The following is a 21,854-nucleotide window of genomic DNA, read 5'->3' as shown; positions in this document are numbered from 1 at the left end:
GAACCCCATGCTCTACCTCGCGCTACGTCATATCCATATCACCTGCGTCATTCTCAGCGGAACGGGATTCTTCATCCGTGGCTTGGGGATGCTCGCCGATTCTCCATGGCTCAACCGGCGCTGGGTACGTATCGTGCCGCATATCGTCGACACCGTGCTCCTTGGCAGCGCAATCTGGCTGGCGCTTCTCACCCATCAATATCCCTTGGCGCTCGACTGGCTGACCGCGAAGGTAATCGCGCTCGTGGTCTACGTCATTCTTGGGGCGATGGCTCTGCGGCGTGGACGAACCAAGTCGGCGCGCGCTGGCTACTTCGTGGCCGCTTTGCTGACCTTCGGCTACATCGTTTCGGTGGCGCTGACACGTAGTCCGCTCGGCGTATTTTCCTGAGGTGCTCGACACGGGCCGCCAAGGAATGCTCTAAACTAGGCCGCAACGCGCTTTGCCCAGATGCTATGACCGCACTCTCCGATACACTCGTTTTCGACCCGCAGATCGTTCGCCGCTTTGACGTCAATGGCCCGCGCTACACGTCTTATCCGACGGCCGACCGTTTTGCCGACGATTTCGGGCCGCAAGACGCGGCGTACTGGCTTCGCCACCGCCGCACGGAAACAGCGGGGCCAGGCAGCGCCGGGCGCCGGCAACTGTCGCTGTATTTTCATCTGCCGTTCTGCAACACGATCTGCTACTACTGCGCCTGCAACAAGATCATTACCAAGGACCACGGTCGTTCGGCCAAGTACCTGAAATACCTGGCGCGGGAGTTGGCGTTGCAGACGGGTTTTCTCACTCCCGAAGACAACGAAGTCGAGCAACTACATTGGGGCGGCGGTACACCGACCTTTCTTTCGCACGACGAAATGCGCCAACTTATGGCGGCGACGCGCAAGCACTTCCGGTTGCTTGAAGGCGGGGAGTTTTCGATCGAGGTCGATCCGCGCAAAGTGGACCGCGCGACGGTGCAATTGCTCGGCGAGCTCGGCTTCAACCGCATGAGCATCGGCGTTCAGGATTTTGACGAGAACGTGCAGCGCGCGGTGAATCGCATCCAGAGCGAGGAGGAAACGTTCGATGTGATCGAGGCGGCGCGTGCCAACGGTTTCAAATCGGTCAGTATCGACCTCATCTACGGTTTACCCAAGCAAACGGTGAGCGGTTTCGAACGTACGCTCGAGCGTGTCATCGCGGTCAGCCCGGATCGGCTTTCGGTCTACAACTACGCGCATCTGCCCGGTCTCTTCAAACCGCAGCGGCGCATCCTCGATTCCGATCTGCCGACCGCCGACGCTCGCCTGCAGATATTGGCGATGGCCATCGCCAAGCTGACCGAGGCCGGTTATGTCTTTATCGGCATGGACCACTTCGCCAAGCCGGACGACGAGTTGGCGATCGCGCAGAGGGAAGGGCGCTTGCATCGCAATTTCCAGGGCTACTCGACGCATGCCGATTGCGACATGCTTGCCTTCGGCATCTCTTCGATCAGCAAGGTCGGGGCGAGCTATTACCAGAACGTGAAAACGCTCGACGAGTACTACGCACGGCTGGACGACAGTATCCTGCCGGCCTTTCGCGGCATCAGGCTCGATGCGGACGACGTTCTCCGGCGCGCAATCATCCAGGCGCTCATGTGCCATTTCGAGCTTTCGATGGATGCCGTCGAAACGACGTACGGGATCGACTTCAAACGCTATTTCGCCCCCGAGCTTATTGCACTTGGGGAAATGGGCGAGGCCGGCCTGCTTCGAGTCGAGGACCGGCGCATCATCGTCCTGCCCAAGGGGCGCATGATCGTGCGCGCGATCGCGATGGCCTTTGATCGGCGGCTGCGTGCCGACCGCGAAAACAAACGCTATTCGAAGGTGATTTGACGCGGCGGTGTTGTAGCCAAAAAGCATACCCAGAAGGCTGCGGCCCCCTCCGTTGTTTCCCCCGCCGCTTTCAGACAACCGCGAACCGCTATACGCTGTGTGTCCTGCTTTGGCGTCGATTGTCCCCATGCGCTAGACTGCCGCATCCCGTTGCGTCCGCTACATCATTCCCCAGGATCTTGCCCCCACCAAATGCCCGAATCCAGTCTCCTAGCGCTGTTCGTCGTCGGACTGCTTGGCGGGACACATTGCGTCGGCATGTGCGGGGGGATCGTCGGTGCTCTCTCATTCGGCGGTCGCGCACGATTGTCACTGCATTTAGCCTACAACGCGGGACGAATCGCGAGTTATGGAGTGGCCGGCGCCATCGCGGGAGCCCTCGGGGGAGCGAGTCTTGTTCTCGCCAACCAGTTGCCGATGCGCCTTGCTCTTTACGCAGCGGCGAACCTGATGCTCGTAGCGCTTGGCCTGTACCTGATGGGAGCGACGCAGGTGCTCGCGTTTGCCGAGCGGGCGGGCCAGCGGCTATGGAAGCATGTGCAGCCTTTGGGCGGGCGTTTTCTGCCTGCACGGAACGTTTCGCAGGCGTTCCCGCTGGGCTTGCTGTGGGGCTGGTTGCCGTGTGGGTTGGTGTATAGCGCACTCGTTACAGCGCTAACCAGCGGTTCGGCGGCGCGCGGGGCCGCGCTGATGCTCGCGTTTGGGGCGGGCACGCTGCCGAACCTGCTTCTTGCCGGGTTGCTTGTTACACGGTTACGGGCTTATGCCGGCAAGCCTGCTGTACGCCTCGCGGCTGGGCTGCTCGTCGCGGGGTTTGGCGTATGGGGACTACTCGGGGTGACGCGGACGGTGATGGGTTTTTAGCTTAGCCCTCCGGCTTTTTCATGGTTGCTCAGAACTGGCTTTCCTGGAGCGCTTTTGCCTCCGGAAACGAGGTCGCTTAAGAGAAAACGCGCACGCGAGCATGAACGGCATTAGCGATGCCATGGTGACGGCCTCCCGGAAAACGCCGGGGACGGCAAACGGTGCCAGTGCGAGTACCGCTGAAAGGGCCTGAAAGAGAGGAAATCAGCGGACTCTCGGCAGCAACTTTCCCCCGACAGAAGCGCGGACTCGCCGCCGGAGTTTCAAAATGGCATGGGAGCCTCTTTCGCCGCAAGCCACTGGTTTTCCATCGTTTACAATGCATGGAGAGGTCTCGCGTGTGCACTGAGATGCCCTGGCGCCGAGTGTTTTCGCTGGGTACAGGGAGCGTCGCGCTGTTGGCTGTCTTGGGGAAACTGGATCAGTAAGGTGCAGTATCGGGTGAGGGAGAGAGGGTGCCTGCAGAAAACGATATCGGGGCGACGGGTTCATCGCAAGGTGAGGCCTTTCTGAGAGATCTGCTCGACGCGCCCGAGCACATCCTTTATCGGCTCGACCTCGTGCGTGGCGGATTCGACTACATCAGCCCGATCGCCGCGACGACGTTCGGCGTCAGCGAGGAAGACCTGCGGGACCACGGTCTTGCGCTGTTGCTCGAAAAGCATTTCCACCCGGACGACGTGGCACCCTTCCGGCAGCGGGTGCGAGAGTTGTGCCGCCGCACGCCTGGTCAAACGGTACGTGTTGCCCTGGACCATCGCCTGTTCGACCGATATGGAGAGATCGTTTGGTATCGGAACTCGATGACAGTCGTCTCCGGTCCTGACGGAAGACCTACGCTGGCCAGCGGCGTCGTGGTCGATGTTTCGGCACGGCGCAAGTCGGAACTTGCCTTGCGTGAAAGCGAGCGCAAATACCGCGCAACGATGGATGCCTTGCAGGTCGGCGTGTTCATGATCCAGGACGGCAAGTTCTGCTTCGTCAATCCGAAACTCTGCGAGATGTTCGGCTATAGCGAGGCCGAGCTGCTTTCCGGTATGGAGCCGGCGGACACCGTTGCGCCAGAACTTCGTGCCATCACCGCCGAGAAGATTCGCCGCCGCGCCGCCGGTGAGCGGGAAGGGCCATACGAAAGCACGGGCGTACGTAAGGATGGGACGCGATTCCCGATCATGATACTTGGCGAGCCGAGTGAGCTCGACGGCCAACCGGGCTCCGTCGGGACGGTGATCGACATGAGCGTTCAGCGCAGCGTCGAACAGGCGCTCAAAGACGCGACGGAGCGTTATTCGGTGCTGTTCGAGGGGGCGCATGAAGCGATCATCGTCGTTGATGTCGAGAGCGACCTGCTTATTGACGCGAATGTCGGGGCGGAACTCCTGTTCCGGCATCCGCACGAGGAAATGGTCGGGCGGCGATTATCTGGCCTATTCCCGCCCGAGCGATCGGAGGCTTTCCGTAGGGCGCTCTTGGAGCGTGCCTTGCACGGACACGGAGCGCCTCTGGAAATGGAGGTGCTGACGGCGGAGGGCTCGCTGATCGCCGTCGAGGCCGGTGCCAATGCCATGGAAACGTCGAAGGGACAGCACTTGGTGCAGTGCGTGTTTCACGACATTCAGCAGCGAAAGCAGGCGGAGCAGGAACAGAAACTCGCTGCCCTGGTTTTTGAAACAAGCCAGGAATCAATTCTCGTCACCGATGCCCGCGGCAACATCATCTCGGTCAACGGGGTGTGCCAGGAGATGAACGGGTACTCGGCGGCCGAACTCATCGGCCAGACCCCGCGCATTCTGCGTTCCGGCCGGCACTCGCCCGAGTTCTACGCGGCGATGTGGGAGACGATCAACGCCACGGGCCATTGGCAAGGCGAGGTGTGGAACCAGCGGCGTAACGGCGAGGTGTTCCCTGTCTGGCTGCGCATCAGTGTTTACCGGGACGCGAGCGGCAAGGTGCGCAATTATGTCGGCACGGCCACCGATATCTCGGAACGTCTCGCGGCGCAGGAGCGAATCCGGCAACTCGCCTATTTCGACCCGCTCACCAACCTGCCGAACCGGCGCATGCTGCAAGACCGCGCGCAGCAGGCGCTGGCAAGTGCCGAACGGGAACACAAGCAACTCGCTCTGCTTTTCCTCGACCTCGACCATTTCAAGACGATCAACGATTCGCTGGGGCATTCGGCCGGCGATCGGCTTTTGAGGGAAGTGGCACGCCGGCTGAGTGCCTCGGTGCGCCGCATGGACACCGTGGCGCGGCTGGGCGGCGACGAGTTCGTCGTGCTGCTGACCGAGGCAACACTCGAAGGAACGGCGGAGGTGGCGCGCAAGATCCTCGACGTGGTGGCCCGGCCGTACCCGGTTGATCAGCATGAATTGGGCGTGACACCGTCGGTCGGCATCAGCGTTTTCCCCCAGGATGGCACTGATTTCGAGACACTGCTCAAACACGCCGACGCGGCGATGTATCGGGCCAAGGAGTCGGGGCGGAACGCGTACCAGTTCTTTACCAGCGAGATGAATGCCGCCGCACTGGAACGACTGACGCTGGAAAACAGCCTGCGCCAAGGCATCGAGCGCGGCGAATTCCTGCTTTACTATCAACCACAAGTCGAGGTGAGCAGTGGCCGCATCGTCGGCGCCGAGGCGCTCGTGCGTTGGCGACACCCGATGATCGGCATGGTCCCGCCCGGCAAGTTCATTCCCGTAGCCGAGGTGTCCGGGCTCATTGTCGTTATCGGCGACTGGGTTTTGCGGGAAGCTTGTCGGCAGAACAAGGCCTGGCAGGACGAAGGATTGCCGCCGATACGCATCGCTGTGAACATCTCCTCCGTGCAGTTCCGGGGCGGGCAGTTGGAGAAGTCAGTACGTACCGTCCTCGCCGACACGGCATTGGCGGCTGAATGGCTCGAACTCGAGCTTACCGAGGGCATCGTCATGGGCGGGGCGAACGAGACGATCGACACCTTGCAACGGCTTTCTTCGATCGGTGTCAAACTGGCGATCGACGATTTCGGCACCGGTTATTCGAGCTTGTCGTACCTCAAGCGTTTCCCGATCGACAAGCTGAAGATCGACCAATCGTTCGTGCGCGATATCGTGGGCGATCCGGACGACTGGGCCATCGCTACCGCGGTGATCAGCATGGGGCACAGCCTGCGTCTGAGCGTAATCGCGGAGGGTGTCGAGCACGCCGAGCAACTCGAGATGCTGGAAAGCCAAGGGTGCGACGAGGTTCAGGGTTATTACTTCAGCGCGCCGCTGCCGGCGGAGGGTTTCGCCGAGTTGTTGCGACAGCAGCGTTTCTTGAACGAGGATTGACGAGTGAAGAGCCTGGTCATCGGTGTCGGCGGCATGACGTGTCAGGGATGTGCGAAGAGCGTCGGCGACGTGCTGCAGGAGCTGCCCGGCGTCGTACAGCTCAATGTGTCGCTCGATTCGGGAAATGCCAGCGTCGTTTATGACGAGACGCTTGTAGAACCTGAGCGGTTCAAGAAGGCGATCGAGGACGCGGGATTCGACGCCGCGCTTTAATTGGGCACGGGCGGACCGCCGACGGGATATGAACCATGAATGATGTGAAAGCTGCGGTATCGGTGGGACAAGCTGGCGCTGTCAAGCTGACCTCGCTCTCGCACGGAGGGGGTTGTGGCTGCAAGATCGCGCCCGGCGTTCTCGAACGCATTCTGGCGAAGTCCGCGCCCGCGCTGATTCCATCGCAGCTCCTCGTCGGTATCGAAACGAGTGACGACGCGGCGGTTTATCAGATCAACGACCACCAAGCGATCGTTGCGACGACCGATTTTTTCATGCCGATCGTCGACGACCCGTTCGACTTCGGACGCATCGCGGCGACCAACGCGCTTTCCGACGTCTACGCGATGGGCGGCACGCCGCTCTTCGCGCTGGCGATCGTCGGTATGCCGGTGAACACGTTGCCGATGGCGACGATCCGGCGCATCCTGAAGGGCGGAGAAGCCGTGTGCGCCAAGGCGGGCATCCCGATCGCGGGCGGGCACACGATCGACTCCACCGAGCCGATCTACGGGCTCGTCGCCATCGGGCTCGTCGATCCAAAGAACCTCAAGCGCAATGCCGGCGCGCACCCGGGCGACAAACTCGTCCTCGGCAAACCGCTTGGTGTCGGCTTGTATAGCGCTGCGCTACGCAAGGGCAAGCTGGCGCGGCGGGATTATGCGGCAATGATCGAGACGACGACGCAGTTGAACACTCCCGGTGCCGCACTGGGCCGGGTGGCGGCGGTTCACGCGATGACGGATGTTACAGGCTTCGGTCTGCTTGGCCATCTGGTCGAGATCTGCAAGGCGTCGAACGCCACGGCGGTGCTCGACTACGGTGCACTGCCGGTGCTCCCGCGCGGGCTCGACTATGCTGCGACGGGATGTGTGACCGGCGCCTCGGCACGTAACTGGGCGGGCTACGGTAAGCGCGTTGTACTCGGCAAGGGGCGCTTCAACGACGCTGAGAAAGCCCTACTGACTGATCCGCAGACGAGCGGCGGTTTGCTCGTTGCCTGCGCCTCCGAGGCCGTCAACGACGTGCTTGCCATTTTCGGAGCCGAAGGATTCGCTCAGGCAGCCGTAATCGGCGAAATGGTCGAAGGCAAGGCGCGCGTTATTTTCGCGCCATGAACCGGCGGTGCACGGGTCGGCGAAGCCAACGCTCAGATTACGCCGGCGATCAGCCCAGCGCCTACTACGACGAGCAGTACCGAAACGATGATCTGGATCGAGCGGATCGTCAGCTTCTTGATCATCCGTGCGCCGATAAACGCCCCGGCGAAGGCGGCGAGGGTCGCAATGCCGACGGGCATCCAGTCGACGTTCTTCGGCTGCAGGCTCGCTTCCCAACCATAGATCGCCATCCGCGTCAGGTCGACGAGAACGGCGAGGACGACGCCGGTGGCGATGAATTGCTCCTTGCTGATGCCGGCCTTGATCAGGAATAAGCTGCGGAAAGCGCCTTGGTGTCCGGAGAGGCCACCGAAAAAACCGCTGATCAGGCCGCCAAAGGGCAGGTACTTCGGCTCGAAGGTCATAGCCGAAAAACGCGGTGAAAACTCGAGTGCGACGAAAAGGATGATGACGATGCCGACCACCAGCTTGACCGGCATCATTTGCATCGTCATCCCGGCGAGGGTGTATTCGGCGAGAGGCGCGAGTTGGGTCAACTCGCCGAGAAGCAGTGCACCGAGAAGCGCTGCGATCACGGCCGGAATTCCGAAGCGTAATACGACACCGCGATCGGCGTGCAGGCCGACGAGTCCGAGTTTGAAGATGTTGTTGGCGAAATGCACGACCGCCGTCATGGCGATCGCGACGTCAACCGGGAAAAACAAGGCGACGACCGGCATCAGCAACGTGCCGAGTCCGAAGCCAGAGAAAAGCGTAAGCGCGGAGGCCAGCAGGGCGGCGACGGCAATGATCAATGTGCTCATGGCGGGCGGAGCTCCTCCTGTTGGACGAACCTGCTGCTGTCACTGAACCCTGCAATATAGCGACAAGCCTAGGTATTGGGGGGCTGTTGATTACCGAATTAATGGCGGATAAGTTTTCCGGCAATTCACATCTTGTCGACGGCATAAACCGATTAGGTAATCTCCGTTCCGCAGCGGAACCGGCCATCGAAAAACCCCCTAAAGCCAGGGGACCATTCGGTCCTTCTTGACGCTTGATGCAAAGAGGAAATGGCAGTTTCTCGTTCCGTCCCAAAAAGTATCCTTCCGGTCGTGTCCACCAAACCGGCGGCTGACGTTCTTCCTTTCGGGGCGGCGCTCAAAGCACGAATCGATAACCAATTCCTGATTCGGTGAGAACGTGCTTCGGCATCGAAGGATCGCGTTCGATCTTCTTGCGCAAGTTGGCCATATGCACCCGAACATAGTGCAAGTCCTCCAGGTGGCTCGGCCCCCAGACCTTCGTGAGCAGTTGGCGATGGGTGATGACACGGTCCGGTTGAGCGACCAGAAAGGTGAGTAGGCGATATTCGATTGGCGTGAGATGCAACGGTTGGCCATTCCGTTCAACCAAGCGGCGAGCCAGATCGATGCGGACATCGCCGAAACTGACGAGAGATTCTCCCGAATCCGCGTAAGCATGACGTCGGAACTGAGCTCGCACGCGGGCGAGCAGTTCGCCGGCCCCGAACGGTTTCACGAGATAGTCGTCGGCGCCAGCATCCAGCGCTCCGATCTTGTCGCTCTCCGCGCCACGCGCTGAGAGAACGATGACAGGAATTCCCGTCCAGGCCCGCAGTTCGCGGATGAAGTCCACGCCGTCACCATCGGGAAGACCAAGGTCGAGCATGACGAGTTCCGGCCGCCGGGTGCCCGCTTCGATCAAGCCCCTTTTGAGCGTGTCGGCTTCATAAGCTTCATACCCTTCGCTTTCCAGCGCCATACGGACAAAACGGCGGATGTCACTTTCGTCCTCGACGATCAGTACTCGAGGCTTGTTTTCACTCATGATTGCGTATCCGGCAGTTCCTCGCCGCCATCGTCGGCCGGCGGTTTGCCGCGCGGCAGGGTGACGACGAAACTTGCGCCGCCTTCCTTGCGTGTTTCGCCACGGATCGTGCCGCCGTGGGCCTGCATTATCGCGCGGCAGATGGTAAGGCCTAAGCCAACTCCGGGCGTTGCGCTTTCGCGGCGGCCACGTTCGAATTTTTCGAAGATCGCCTCTTCACGCCCGCGTGGCAGACCTGGGCCATGGTCGTCTATACGCAGCACCACGTCGTCGGTTTCCGCATGTGCGCGAATTTCGATCGGCGTGCCAGCCGGCGTGTACTTGCTCGCGTTCTCCAGCACGTTGACCAGCACGCGCTCGATCAGAACTGCGTCGAAATGCAGCAACGGCAGGTCCGCCGCCAGGTCGGTCCGGATCGGCCGTCCATTCAGCAACGAGGCGCACGCGCCGAGCGCGGTGCCGATCACTTCCTCAAGCGGTTGCCACTGCCGATTGAGCTGTACTGCACCCGATTCCAGCCGCGCCATGTCGAGCAGGTTGCCGACCAGCGTGTTCATGCGCGTCGCAGAGTTGCGCATCGACTGGATCACTTCGAGCTGCTGTCCGGTCGGCACCGGCCGGGTCATCTGCAGGGTATCAGCTAGTCCGACCAGTGAAGCGAGCGGCGTGCGCAGGTCGTGCGAGATCGCCGAGAGCAGCGAGTTGCGCAGGCGTTCCGATTCCATCTGCACGGTGGTCTTCTGCGCGATGTCGATGTAATGGATGCGTTCGACCGAGATGGCGAGCAGGGAGGCGCAGGTATCGAGTACGCGGCGCAGTTCGGGATCGAGCAGGCCGCTGCCGCCTGGTTCGACGGCCAGCACGCCGCGCAAGCGCATCGTGGCCTTGAGCGGCAGCACCAGGCATTTGCTGGCGGGCAGCGTGTCGGTACCGCGTCCGGCGGCCACGCCACGCTCGAAGGCCCATGATGCGACCCCCATGTCGACGTCGGTGGTCGCTCCCGGCATGATCTGGAGCTTGTCCTCGTCGTCGGCGAAGAGCAGCACCGACTTGAAGCCGAATTCCGTGGCTAGGAAGCGGATGCCGATTTCGGCGACCTGCTCGGGCAACAGTGTCGCGGACAGCTCGCGCGACATTTCATACAACCCGCTGATGCGCCGCTCGCGCTCAGTGACTGCCGCCACCTGCACGCGCAGGCCGGCCGTCAACTGGCCGACGACGAGGGCGACGACGAGCATAACGGCGAAGGTGATCAGGTATTGGATGTCGCTGACGGCGAACGAGAAGCGCGGCGGGACGAAGAAGAAGTCGAAGAGCCCGACGCCGACGAAGGCAGCGAGCACGGCCGGGCCACGTCCGAACGCCAGCGCCACGCCGACGATGGCGAGCAGGAACAGCATGACGATGTTGGTCAGCTCGATGCGGCCCAGCAGCGGCGTGGCCGCTAGCGTGGTGGCGCCGCATATGGCAATGGCAGCGGCATAGCCTTTCCAGTGCACCGGCGCGGCGCCTCGCCGCGATTTTCCCCCTCCTTCGTTACCCCCCCTTGTTTTGCGCGGCAACGCGACGCGCAGGATGTCCAGATCACCGGCCTCGCCCTCAATGGCCTCACCGATCGTCTGTTGCCACGGCCAGCGCCAGCGCCGGTGCGAGCGCCCCATCACGAGGCGCGACAGGTTATGTTCGCGGGCATAGCGCACCAGCGCCGGGGCAATGGCCGGTGCGGATAGGGTGGCCGTCGTCGCGCCGAGATCCTGTGCGAGCTTGAGCACCCGTAGCATCTCCTGGTGCTGTTGCTCATCCGCATAATTTCGGGTTTCTACATGCACCGCATGCCACGGTACGTCGAATTGCGCCGCCAGGCGCGCGCAACTGCGCACGATCTTCTCGCCACGTTCGCCGCCGCCTTTACCTCCCTCCACACAGGCCAGCAGCGATTCGCGTGTCGGCCACACGGGGGCTGTCGAACTACGTTTGCGGTAAGCCTGCATCTCGTCGTCGACGCGGTTAGCCGCGCGTCGCAGAGACAATTCGCGCAGAGCCAGCAGATTACCTTTTCGGAAGAAATTCTTCGACGCGAGCTTTGCCTGTTCGGGGAGATAAACCTTGCCCTGGCGCAAGCGCTCGATTAGTTCGTCGGGCGGGAAGTCGACGACGACCACCTCGTCGGCCTCGTCGAATAGGCGATCAGGCACTGTCTCCCAGACACGGATGCCGGTGATGCCGCTGACGATATCGTTGAGGCTTTCAAGGTGCTGCACGTTGATGGTGGAATAGACGTCGATACCGGCGTCAAGCAGTTCCTGCACATCCTGCCAGCGTTTCGGATGGCGCGAACCGGCGACGTTCGAGTGCGCTAGTTCGTCCATCAGAATGGTCGCCGGCTTGCGCGCCAGCGCGCCGTCGATATCGAACTCCTTGAGGATGCGGTGGCGGTAAGGGACGTCGCGCAAAGGCAGCCGTTCCATGCCGTCGGCCATGACCTCGGTTTCCATGCGTCCGTGTGTCTCGACCACGCCGATTACCACATCGGTGCCCTGTAGCAACTGCTGGCGGGCGTCGCCGAGCATCGCGTAGGTCTTGCCGACCCCGGCAGAGGCGCCGAAGAATATCTTCAGCTTGCCGCGCCTTGCCTTGGCCTCGTCGGCCTGGACCTGGCTCAGCAACTTGTCTGGGTCAGGCCGCTCGCTGTCCATCGTTATTGTTCCTTGTCTTTCCTAGCGTAAACCATCGAGCGCCAAGTTCAGTGCCAGCACGTTGACCCGTGGCTCTCCGAAGATACCCCATTGACGGCTCTCTGTGTATTGAGCGACGAGACCTTCCACGACAGCGAGCTCGATCCCCCGCACGCGGGCGATGCGGCCGGCTTGGTACGCCGCCGCCGCTATGCCGATGTGCGGATCAAGGCCGCTGGCCGAGGCGGTGACCAGATCGGCGGGTATCGGTAATGTATTGCCCGGATCGGCAGCCCTTAGCGTGTCTATTCGGCCTTTGACCACGTCCATGAGGGCGGGATTGAGCGGCCCTAGATTCGAACCGCCCGACGCGGACGCGTTGTACGGCATCGGCGTGGTGGCCGACGGGCGGCCCCAGAAGTATCTAGGATCGCTGAAGTTCTGCCCGATAAGGCGCGAGCCGATCGTCTTGCCGTCCTTGACGATCAGGCTGCCGCCCGCTTCCACCGGGAAGGTGGTCTTGGCAATGCCGGTCACGAGGAGTGGATAGGCGAGGCCGGTGATGACGCTCAACAGCACGAACAGGCTGAGGGCGGGGCGTAGCAGGGTTTTCATTGAGTTCTCCTGTGTTCAGGCTAGACCAGCCGCAGCGATCAGCACGTCGATCAGCTTGATGCCGAGGAAGGGGGCGACGATGCCGCCGAGGCCGTAGACCGCCAGGTTCTGGCGCAGCAGCGTGGCCGCGCCGAGCGGGCGGTACTTGACGCCCTTCAAGGCCAGCGGGATCAGGAAGACGATGATCAGGGCGTTGAAGATCACCGCCGAGAGGATCGCCGACGACGGACTCGCAAGGCCCATGACGTTGAGCGCCGAAAGCTGCGGGTAGGTGCTGACGAAGGCTGCCGGGATGATGGCGAAGTACTTGGCGATGTCGTTGGCGATGGAAAACGTGGTCAGCGACCCGCGCGTCATCAGCATTTGCTTGCCGGTCTCGACGACCTCGATCAGTTTGGTCGGGTTGGAGTCGAGGTCGACCATGTTGCCGGCCTCCTTGGCCGCCTGCGTGCCGGTGTTCATGGCCACGGCCACGTCGGCCTGGGCCAGCGCCGGGGCGTCGTTGGTGCCGTCGCCGGTCATCGCCACCAGACGGCCCTCCGTTTGGTACTGGCGGATCAGCTTGAGTTTGGCTTCTGGCGTGGCTTCGGCCAGGAAGTCGTCGACGCCCGCTTCGGCGGCGATCGCCGCGGCCGTCACGCGGTTGTCGCCGGTGACCATCACCGTCTTGATGCCCATCTGGCGCAGTTCGGCGAAGCGTTCCTTGATGCCGCCCTTGACGATGTCCTTGAGTTCGATCACGCCGAGGACGCGTACCTTGCCGCCTGCGCTTTCAGCGACCACCAGCGGCGTGCTGCCGCGGCGGGCGACGTCGTCGACCTTGCCGCTCACCGACTTTGGAAAGTGGCCGCCCTCGGCTTCGACGAAGGCCTTGATGGCTTCCGCCGCGCCCTTGCGGATCTGCCGCTCGCCCAGGTTGACGCCGCTCATGCGCGTCTGCGCGGTGAAGTGCACGAAGTGGGCGTCGAGCGCATGGATGTCGCGTTCGCGCAGTTTGAAGCGCTGCTTGGCGAGGACGACGATGCTGCGGCCTTCCGGCGTCTCGTCGGCCAGCGAGGCAAGTTGCGCGGCGTCGGCGAGTTCGGCTTCGGTGATCCCGTCGGCCGGCAGGAAGGTCGAGGCCTGACGGTTACCGAGGGTGATCGTTCCGGTCTTGTCGAGCAGCAGCACATCGACGTCGCCGGCCGCCTCGACCGCGCGCCCGGAGGTGGCGATGACGTTGGCTTGCATCATGCGGCTCATGCCGGCGACGCCGATGGCCGAGAGGAGGCCGGCGATCGTGGTCGGGATCAGGCAGACGAGCAGCGCGATTAGCACGGTGATGCTGACCGGGGTGCCCGACTGTGCAACGTCGACACTGAACAACGAGTACGGCAGCAGCGTCACCGTCACGGCCAGGAAGACGATGGTCAGCGCGACGAGCAGGATGGTCAGTGCGATCTCGTTCGGCGTCTTCTGGCGCTTGGCGTTTTCAACCATGGCGATCATGCGGTCGACGAAGGTCTCGCCGGGGTTCACCGTGACGCGCGCGATGATCCAGTCGGACAGCACGCGTGTGCCGCCGGTGACCGAGGAAAAGTCGCCGCCGGATTCGCGGATGACCGGCGCCGATTCGCCGGTGATCGCCGACTCGTCCACCGACGCGACGCCTTCGATGACCTCGCCGTCGGCCGGAATGAACTCTTGCGCGGCGACCAGGATGACGTCGCCCTTGCGCAGGTCGGTGGCCGGAATCATCTGCCATTTGGCATTGATGTGCGGCTCATACAGTTTCTTGGCCCAGGTTTCCTTTTTCAGGCCGCGCAGCGAAGCCGCCTGCGCCTTGCTGCGTCCTTCGGCCAGTGCTTCTGCGAAGTTGGCGAAGAGCACGGTGAACCACAACCACAGGGCCACGGCCAGGATGAATCCGGTCGGCGCTTCGCCCTGGCCACCCAGGGCTTGCACCCAGAGGATGGTGGTCAGGATGCTGCCGATATATACGACGAACATCACCGGGTTGCGCCATTGCACAGCCGGGTTCAGTTTCCTGAACGATTCGGCTATGGCAGGAACGGCCAGGGTCGGGTCGAACAGCGTAAATGTCTTGCGGGTCATTGTTGTTCTCCAATCAGTACGTGGCGAAGAGCATCAACTGCTCGATGACCGGACCAAGTGCCAGCGCAGGAACGTAGTTCAGCAGGCCGACCAGCAACACGACGCCGATCAGCAGGACGACGAACAACGGCCCATGGGTCGGCAGCGTGCCTTCGGTGACGGCCAGGCGCTTCTTGGCGGCCAGCGAGCCGGCCATGGCCAGCACTGGCACGATCACGCCGAAGCGTCCGAACCACATCGCGATCCCCAGCATGGTGTTGTAGAACGGCGTATTGGCGGAAAGCCCGGCAAACGCGCTGCCGTTGTTGTTGGCCGCCGAGGAGAAGGCGTAGAGGATCTCGGAGAAACCGTGCGCGCCGGGGTTGGCGATGCCGGCACGGCCGTCGCCGGTGATCACGGCGACGGCCGTGCCGACCAGCACCAGCAGCGGAGTGACCAGGATGGCGATGGAGGTCATCTTCATCTCGTAGGTCTCGATCTTCTTGCCGAGATACTCCGGCGTGCGGCCGATCATCAGGCCGGAAATGAAGACCGCCAGGATGGCGAACACCAGCATGCCGTAAAGGCCCGAGCCGACGCCGCCGAAGACCACTTCTCCGAGTTGCATGTCGACCAGCGGCACCAGGCCGCCGAGCGGCATGAACGAGTCGTGCATGGCGATTACCGCGCCGCAGGACGCGGCGGTGGTGATTGTGGCGAACAGTCCGGAATCGGCGATACCGAAACGCGTCTCCTTGCCTTCCATGTTGCCGAACGTCGGATCGACGCCGAGTTGCGTCAGCAGAGGGTTGGCCTGCTGTTCAAAATACATGGCGGCGATTGCCAGTCCGGCGAACATCACCGTCATCACGGCGAGTACGGCCCAGCCCTGGCGGGTGTCGCCGACCATGCGTCCGAAGGTGAAGCACAGCGCACCGGGGATCAGGAAGATCGACAGCATCTGGATGAAGTTCGACAGCGGCGTCGGATTCTCGTAGGGATGCGCCGAGTTGGCGTTGAAGAAGCCGCCGCCGTTGGTGCCGAGCATCTTGATCGCCTCCTGCGAGGCGACCGGCCCCATGGCCAGCGTCTGGGTCGCCGTTTCAGCGGGTTCGTTGACCACGGCGCCTTTTTCATCCTTGACCGGCTGGCCGTCGGCGTCGAGTTTGGGTGCGTCGTACTTGGTGACTTCCAGCGTCGTGACTTCCTTGTACGCATCGAGGTTCTGGATCGACCCTTGGCCTACCAGGAAGACGGCATAGACGATGGAGATCGGCAACAGGACGTACAGTGTGACGCGCGTGAGATCGACCCAGGCATTGCCTACCGTCGCTGCGGTGTGGCGGGCGAAGCCGCGGATCAGTGCGATGACGACGACGATGCCGGTGGCGGCGGACAGGAAGTTCTGCACGGTGAGCGCCAGCATCTGCGTCAGGTAGCTCATCGTCGACTCGCCGCCGTAGCCCTGCCAGTTGGTGTTCGAGACGAAGCTGATCGCTGTGTTGAACGCCGAGTCCGGACTGACGTTAGCCATGCCCTGCGGGTTGAGCGGCAGCCACGCCTGCAGGCGCTGCAGCGCGTACACGGCAAGAACGCCGAGCGCATTGAACAGAAGGATGGCGAAGGCGTATTTCAGCCAGACCATCTCCTCGTCCGCCTGCACGCCACACAGCCGATAGAGGGGGCTTTCGGTCTTGCGGACGAATCCATAATCGCCTGCCATCACCTTGGCGAGATAGAGACCCATCGGTTTGACGGTCACCAACAGGATGGCCAGGAAAAGTCCAAGAAGCGTCCAGGCATGCGTGGTCATGAAAAGTCCTCCGGGTTGAGCAGCGCTGCAACCAGATAGACGAGCAGGCCGGCGGCGACGATGCCGCTGAGAACGTAAAGCCAGGTCATCTGCCACCTCCCAACCGGGCACAGCCGGCGGCAAAGCCGATCATCAGGACGAAGAACAGTCCGATGAGCGCGAGAAAGGCGATATCCATGAGCGAACTCCATTGTTTTATTTCGACGGATTCATCGTATAAAGCTGGTCGTCAAAATGATCGAAAGATGTGCGCTACCCGTATCAAGAAACCGTAAAAATCGGGGGGCGTCGCATCAGAAAAAGACCGTCGCGATGACTCGACGAGGCTCGTTTTGTACCGAGGAGGCTGCGCGTTCGGCGCGGCGTGTCCGAGGAGGCGTGAGCAGGCGTTTGGCCACGGTGTGGACGACGGCAATCGCCATAACGGCTAGCGCTGCTATCGCCAGACGCAACAACAGCGGGTGTGTGGCAATGAGGATCAGGTAGCTTCGGATTGTCATGATGGTTCTCCTTGATTGACACCATCATGCTAAGAACACGCGCGTCAAAACGTTGGAAAGACTCGAGGCGCGTGCATCAAGATTTCGTAAATTCCGGTCCCATGATCTCGATTTTGCTGAAAACTCTTTGTAAAGACTGTGGCCCGTTCTGAAGCCCTCCACGACTTCATTCCGTATGCTGTTCTTTGGGTATGCCTGTCGGCGGCGATCGGTCCGCCAGCTCCGCTCAAGAACACGTCGTGTGCCAGCGTGTTGACTTCGCCTTTCGCTTGTTGTGTGATGCCCTCGGAAGGGTAGTCTGAAGCAGTCGCTTATCCAGGAGTCTCCTGACCAGATTGAGCGACGACGGAGTCGGATGAAGGAGGCTCTATGAGTAGGATTACGAAGAAGCATGTGGCCAGCGCGATGCGCAAGAAGATCAGGCTGACGGGGATTGAACCCGGTGGTCCCCTCGATGATCTCCTCGGGACGGTCGCTGAGCAGCTGACTCAAACGGGTTCCGTGACGTTGAAAGAGTACGGTACCTTTACCGTTAGGAAGCGCGGATTGCGCCTGCTTCTTGATCCGCACTTCGGGCTGCGTGCTAAAGCCGCCTCCCCGCGAATCGTGCAATTCACTCCGAGCAAAACGTTTGAGGTGAAGTTGCTCAACGCCAGCCTACCGGGGGACCCAACCACCGACGCGCCGCCGCCGCGCAAAATGAAACCGGTGAAGAGCTAGAACGGGCAGCCAACGTGCTCAACGAGATACCAAAGCTCTTCGGCAAGAACTTCGTCGTCGGCTTCCTGCTACCGGGATTCGCGTTCTGCTTGGCCGCCACACTGACGACGAACGTATTGCACCTCACCCTGCCTGGCTGGGATTCAATTACCAAGGATCTCGCGACGCTCGGAGGCATGGCCGCGTTGTTCTCGTGGCTGGTAGGGACGATCCTGGTTGCTTTCAATCGATTCATCTATCGGCTTTTCGAGGGGTACATCGGCATCGCTTCCTGGTCGGTATTGAAGCGCATAGAGACATACCGATTCGAGGCGACCCACACGGCCGTTAAGGCCCTTGCTGAAGCCTATGAGCGGCAAGGCGAACAGTTCACCGACGAACAACAGCGAACCTGGAGCGCGCTTAACCTTAAGCTGGCCGAGCAGTTTCCTGATTCGGAGCGCTTCCTTCTCCCGACAAGCCTGGGAAACCGGATCCGCGCGTTCGAGGTGTACCCGCGCGTCATGTACGGTCTTGACGGCATCCCAGGTTGGAGCCGGCTCGTGTGCATCCTGCCCAAAGACTACGCGGAGGTTATTGAAACGGCGAAAACAGGGGCCGACCTTTGGCTGAATCTCTCGGTGTTATCGCTGCTCCTCGCCGATGCCGCCGCTTTGCTGTGCGCTTACCACGGATATGTCCGCGAGGTCTGGTTGCCGACGAGCGGACTGCTGTTATCCATCTTGTTCTACTACTTTGCCTTGGGTGCCACTTCCGAATGGGGGCAAACGGTGAAGGCGGCCTTCGACGTATTCCTTCCGGCATTGTCCGAGAAACTTGGCTACGAGACCGAGCCTTTGGTTGGCGACGAAGCACGTCGTTGGGCAGGAATCAGCGAAGCAATCATCTACCGCGACCCGAGCCGCCTGTCGTCGCCCAGAGGAAAAAAACAGGTCAAGAAGACCTACCGGCTGAAGCCCCCTTGTGGTTGTTGTCGCTTCGGCAGCTGATGCCAACATCGTTTTGTTGCTGCAAATCGGTGGCCCGGCCTCGCTTTCGATGAGAAGGCTGCATGGCGCGGTGTAGGTTGAGTAACCGATAGCACGAAGGCAACCGGACGGCTACGTGACCCTATCGTGCCGATGGGACCAACCGGCGCCTTTCTTCCCGATGGCATCACCGTTTACTCGATGGGGCGATGGCACACAGAGGCCGCGTGAGCCCAAGGCCGGGATCCGGCCTTTGCTCTACACTGTACGGCGTCATTCGGCCGACACGCTTCGTTTGTGGGCGGCGGGCGAGGTGCTCTGATATGTGGTCTGGGCGCTGAACGGTGCCCGTGGTATCGATTGCTACCCACAGAATCTGGGGCCATTCCTGTGGATAAGACCTGGATAAGCTCGCTAAGCCGATGTCGGTAAAAGAGATCTCCAGCCTGCCTGTTTTTTTGGCGATCGGCGGAGGAATTGGCGCACGTGGTCGATCCGCACCAGATACGTAGCGACGATGCGAGATGCTAATCGCTTAATCATGCCCAAGCGCGCTCTATGGCTCACTTATCGGTTCCTGTACCGACGCCGTTGCCGGCGATCGCTTCGCTATCTCGTGACATGTGCGGGCTGCAATCGCCACCGTGCTCAGGGCTATGACGATTAAGGCCGCCGCGACAGCGAACGTGAGCCGCATCCCCCCGGCCACGGCTTCGGGTGGTGCGCTGGCAAAGTCGCTGCTCGCGGACGCCAGCGCGAATACCGTGCCCATGAACGATGCTCCGGAGATCAAGCCTAGATTGCGTGAAAGATTGAGCATGCCTGAGACTAGGCCCCGCCGGTCTGTCTCGACGCCGCTCATGACGGCGGTGTTGTTGGCCGTCTGGAACAAGGCGTAGCTTGAGGTGACGACAACGAGGGGGGCGAGGTAGCCCGCGAGCCCCGCGGCCGTAGGTAGCGCCGCCAGCGCGGTAAAGCCGCTCGTTATTCCGGCAAGGCCGATCAACGTCATGCGGGGTGCGCCGACTCGGTCAACCAGCCGCCCGGCTGGGAAAGCGGTCAACGCCGCCATCAGAGGACCGACCGAGAGGACCAAACCGGTCGCCGCACTGTCCAGACCAAGCGAACGCGACAGATAGAACGGGCCGACCACCAACGTCGCCATGATCACGGTCGATACTAAAGCGTTTGTCACCAGGTTTGAACGCAAGGCGCGGTCGGCGAAGATCTTGGGTTGGACCAGCGGCGAAACCGCCTTTGCCTCGACGCGCATGAAGACCACTGCGCCGCCGGCGGCAGCCAACAACAGTAATCCGTTGACCGTACTGAATTGGCCGTGCCCCAAAGTCATCGCAAGCGCATAGGCGGCCAGACTGAGCGCGAGCAGCAGCGTGCCGGCGTAGTCGAAACGAATGTGTCGCAACGGGGCACCATTCGGGGTGGCCGGAAGAAAGCGCAGGACCAGGAACAATGCCGCCGCACCTAACGGTACTTTGATCAGGAAGATAGCCTGCCAGCCGAACCCTGAGATCAGCAAGCCTCCCAGCGTTGGACCGAGCGCGGTGCCGATCGCCGACATCGTCCCGAGCAGGCCGATCGCGCTGCCTGTCCGTTCCTTGGGGACCGTTTCACCGACCACCGCCATGGCCAGAGTCATCATGCTAGCCGCCCCGACGCCCTGCAACGCGCGTGCGGCGATCAATACGCCGAGCGAGGGGGCAAGCCCGCACAGGGTCGATGCGGCGGCGAACACCGTGATCCCGGCCAACAACAGGCGTCGCCGGCCGACGAGGTCGCCGAGCCGTCCGACGCTGATGATTACGGTAGTGATAGCCAGCAGATAGGCCAGAACGATCCACTGCACATCGGCAAAGGTGGCGTCGAACGCCGACATCAATTCAGGCAAAGCAACGCTGGCGATGCTGATACCCAGCGAAGCCAGCAGGATGCACAACGACAGGCTGGACAAGGCCCAACGGACGGAAGTCGGTGGTTGGCTCAGTTCGGTGTTCAACTCAGACTCCTTGATCAGAAGGCTCGCGAATCGAGCGTCATCTAGAGCATAGGGGCCTCAGCAATATGGCGGAAGGCGCTACGTTTGCACTTTATCCGTGCGTTTGACGCCATATCTCAACCCCGCGTGCTAAGGTGGAAACATGTCGATGCCCGATCTGAATCTGCTCGTTACGCTCGACGTGCTGCTCGCCGAAGGCAGTGTCGCTCGTGCCGCACGGCGCCTGCGCCTCAGCCCCTCGGCGATGAGCCGCGCGTTGGCTCGGCTACGGGAAACGACCGGCGATCCGCTCTTGGTCCGAGCCGGTCGCGGGTTGGTACCGACGCCGCGCGCCATCGAACTGCGCGAGCGGGTCGGCCAACTCGTTCAAGAAGGGAAAGCCGTGCTACGCCCGGTGGAAGTGCTCGACCCCGGACGCCTGGTGCGGACTTTTACCTTGCGTACCAGCGAAGGATTCGTCGAGAACTTCGGCCCGCCGCTCATCGCTCGCATCGGCCAGGAAGCGCCGGGCGTTCGGCTCTGTTTCGTGCAGAAACCGGACAAGGACAGCGCGCCGCTGCGCGACGGCCTCATCGATCTGGAAACCGGCGTTGTGGAGCAATCGACTGCGCCCGAGCTGCGCGCGCAGTCCCTGTTCCGCGACCGCTTCATCGGCGCCGTACGCGCAGGTCATCCACTGAGTCGTGGCAAGATTACGCCCGCTCGATATGCAGGCGGCAAGCATATCTACGTTTCGCGACGCGGCCGGGACCGCGGGCCGATCGACGAAGCGCTCGAATCTCTTGGGCTGGTGCGCAAAGTGGTTACCATCGTCGGTGGCTTTTCGACCGCACTGGCTTTGGCGCGTGCTTCCGACTTGGTTGCCTCCGTCCCTGAACGCCACACCGGTAATCTACGCGACGGTATGTTCAGTTTCACTTTGCCGGTCAAGACCCCCGAACTCACGATATCCATGTTGTGGCATCCGAGGCAGGACGCCGACCCGGCGCACCGCTGGCTTCGGCGGCATGTGCGAGAGGTCTGCTCGGATTTGCGCTGAGGATGGCCACGCGTCTGCGAGGGCAGGGCCAAGGCGCATAGCAGCATCGGCGTGGCAGAAATCATTGAAGGAAATGACGGAACGACTGATCGTGCACAGCCAAGCCTGAAGGGTCGGCTTGTGTCTCTAGAGATTCGTCAGGCGTTTCTAAAGCGTTGTTCTCCTAGGCAGGCCTTGTATTTCTTGCTGTCTTGGAAGTCGTCGGGTGAGTGAACGGTGG

At 61.8% G+C, this 21,854-nt stretch carries 18 protein-coding genes; 9 read left to right on the top strand and 9 right to left on the bottom strand.

What is annotated here, in order from left to right:
* The first annotated feature begins 7 nt into the window (after positions 1-7).
* The 6 genes from NZ453_RS18340 (at position 8) to selD (ending at position 7,384) form a co-directional block, all read left to right on the top strand.
* Complete coding sequence (locus NZ453_RS18340; RefSeq protein WP_263772277.1) at positions 8-391, top strand: SirB2 family protein; 384 nt, start codon at positions 8-10, stop codon at positions 389-391.
* Between the two features lie 65 nt (positions 392-456).
* Positions 457-1,872, top strand: coding sequence for an oxygen-independent coproporphyrinogen III oxidase (gene hemN, locus NZ453_RS18335; protein WP_263772276.1), 1,416 nt, complete (start codon positions 457-459; stop codon positions 1,870-1,872).
* 192 nt (positions 1,873-2,064) lie between these two features.
* The gene (locus NZ453_RS18330) at positions 2,065-2,736 is read left to right on the top strand and encodes a sulfite exporter TauE/SafE family protein (protein ID WP_263772275.1); all 672 of its coding nucleotides are present in this window, start codon (positions 2,065-2,067) and stop codon (positions 2,734-2,736) included.
* 455 nt (positions 2,737-3,191) lie between these two features.
* A complete protein-coding gene (locus NZ453_RS22000; protein WP_338051185.1) occupies positions 3,192-6,053 on the top strand; it encodes an EAL domain-containing protein in 2,862 nt (953 codons plus the stop codon).
* Positions 6,054-6,056: 3 nt separating this feature from the next.
* The gene (locus NZ453_RS18310) at positions 6,057-6,266 is read left to right on the top strand and encodes a heavy-metal-associated domain-containing protein (protein ID WP_263772274.1); all 210 of its coding nucleotides are present in this window, start codon (positions 6,057-6,059) and stop codon (positions 6,264-6,266) included.
* A 35-nt stretch (positions 6,267-6,301) separates the two neighbouring features.
* Complete coding sequence (gene selD / locus NZ453_RS18305; RefSeq protein WP_263772273.1) at positions 6,302-7,384, top strand: selenide, water dikinase SelD; 1,083 nt, start codon at positions 6,302-6,304, stop codon at positions 7,382-7,384.
* A gap of 32 nt (positions 7,385-7,416) precedes the next feature.
* On the opposite strand, the gene NZ453_RS18300 is transcribed toward selD, so the two are convergent.
* The 8 genes from NZ453_RS18300 to NZ453_RS18265 form a co-directional block, all read right to left on the bottom strand.
* Positions 7,417-8,190, bottom strand: coding sequence for a TSUP family transporter (locus tag NZ453_RS18300; protein ID WP_263772272.1), 774 nt, complete (start codon positions 8,188-8,190; stop codon positions 7,417-7,419).
* Between the two features lie 337 nt (positions 8,191-8,527).
* On the bottom strand, positions 8,528-9,217 hold the full coding sequence (gene kdpE, locus NZ453_RS18295) for a two-component system response regulator KdpE (RefSeq protein WP_263772270.1): 690 nt from the start codon (positions 9,215-9,217) through the stop codon (positions 8,528-8,530).
* Positions 9,214-11,913 (bottom strand): DUF4118 domain-containing protein, encoded by a 2,700-nt coding sequence (locus NZ453_RS18290; protein ID WP_263772269.1) that lies wholly within the window; start codon positions 11,911-11,913, stop codon positions 9,214-9,216. The genes kdpE and NZ453_RS18290 overlap by 4 nt, the downstream gene beginning before the upstream one ends.
* Positions 11,914-11,934: 21 nt before the next feature.
* The gene (gene kdpC / locus NZ453_RS18285; protein WP_263772268.1) at positions 11,935-12,507 is read right to left on the bottom strand and encodes a potassium-transporting ATPase subunit KdpC; all 573 of its coding nucleotides are present in this window, start codon (positions 12,505-12,507) and stop codon (positions 11,935-11,937) included.
* A gap of 15 nt (positions 12,508-12,522) precedes the next feature.
* Positions 12,523-14,601: a potassium-transporting ATPase subunit KdpB gene (kdpB, locus tag NZ453_RS18280; RefSeq protein ID WP_263772267.1), complete on the bottom strand. Its 2,079-nt coding sequence runs from the start codon at positions 14,599-14,601 to the stop codon at positions 12,523-12,525.
* A gap of 13 nt (positions 14,602-14,614) precedes the next feature.
* Positions 14,615-16,393, bottom strand: a complete 1,779-nt coding sequence (gene kdpA, locus NZ453_RS18275) for a potassium-transporting ATPase subunit KdpA (RefSeq protein WP_263772266.1) — start codon at positions 16,391-16,393, stop codon at positions 14,615-14,617.
* Positions 16,390-16,482, bottom strand: coding sequence for a K(+)-transporting ATPase subunit F (gene kdpF / locus NZ453_RS18270; protein WP_263772265.1), 93 nt, complete (start codon positions 16,480-16,482; stop codon positions 16,390-16,392). Before kdpF ends, kdpA begins: the two co-directional genes overlap by 4 nt.
* Before the next feature lie 204 nt (positions 16,483-16,686).
* Positions 16,687-16,893 carry a hypothetical protein gene (locus NZ453_RS18265; protein ID WP_263772264.1) on the bottom strand — a complete coding sequence of 69 codons (207 nt, stop codon included), beginning with the start codon at positions 16,891-16,893 and terminating at the stop codon, positions 16,687-16,689.
* A gap of 369 nt (positions 16,894-17,262) precedes the next feature.
* Here NZ453_RS18265 and NZ453_RS18260 point away from each other — a divergent pair, with 369 nt between their 5' ends.
* A complete protein-coding gene (locus NZ453_RS18260) occupies positions 17,263-17,613 on the top strand; it encodes an HU family DNA-binding protein (RefSeq protein WP_263772262.1) in 351 nt (116 codons plus the stop codon).
* 14 nt (positions 17,614-17,627) lie between these two features.
* Complete coding sequence (locus NZ453_RS18255) at positions 17,628-18,602, top strand: hypothetical protein (RefSeq protein ID WP_263772260.1); 975 nt, start codon at positions 17,628-17,630, stop codon at positions 18,600-18,602.
* A gap of 535 nt (positions 18,603-19,137) precedes the next feature.
* Here the strand turns inward: NZ453_RS18255 and NZ453_RS18250 are convergent.
* Positions 19,138-20,595, bottom strand: coding sequence for an MFS transporter (locus NZ453_RS18250; RefSeq protein WP_263772259.1), 1,458 nt, complete (start codon positions 20,593-20,595; stop codon positions 19,138-19,140).
* A 148-nt stretch (positions 20,596-20,743) separates the two neighbouring features.
* On the opposite strand from NZ453_RS18250, the gene NZ453_RS18245 reads away from it, so the two are divergent.
* On the top strand, positions 20,744-21,634 hold the full coding sequence (locus tag NZ453_RS18245) for a LysR family transcriptional regulator (RefSeq protein ID WP_263772258.1): 891 nt from the start codon (positions 20,744-20,746) through the stop codon (positions 21,632-21,634).
* The last annotated feature ends 220 nt before the right edge of the window (positions 21,635-21,854 follow it).

Origin of the sequence: Propionivibrio soli, from assembly GCF_025770765.1 — a bacterium.
GTDB lineage: Bacteria > Pseudomonadota > Gammaproteobacteria > Burkholderiales > Rhodocyclaceae > Propionivibrio > Propionivibrio soli.
Note: the sequence above shows the minus strand (reverse complement) of the source record. Positions and strands in the feature narration are given on the sequence as shown.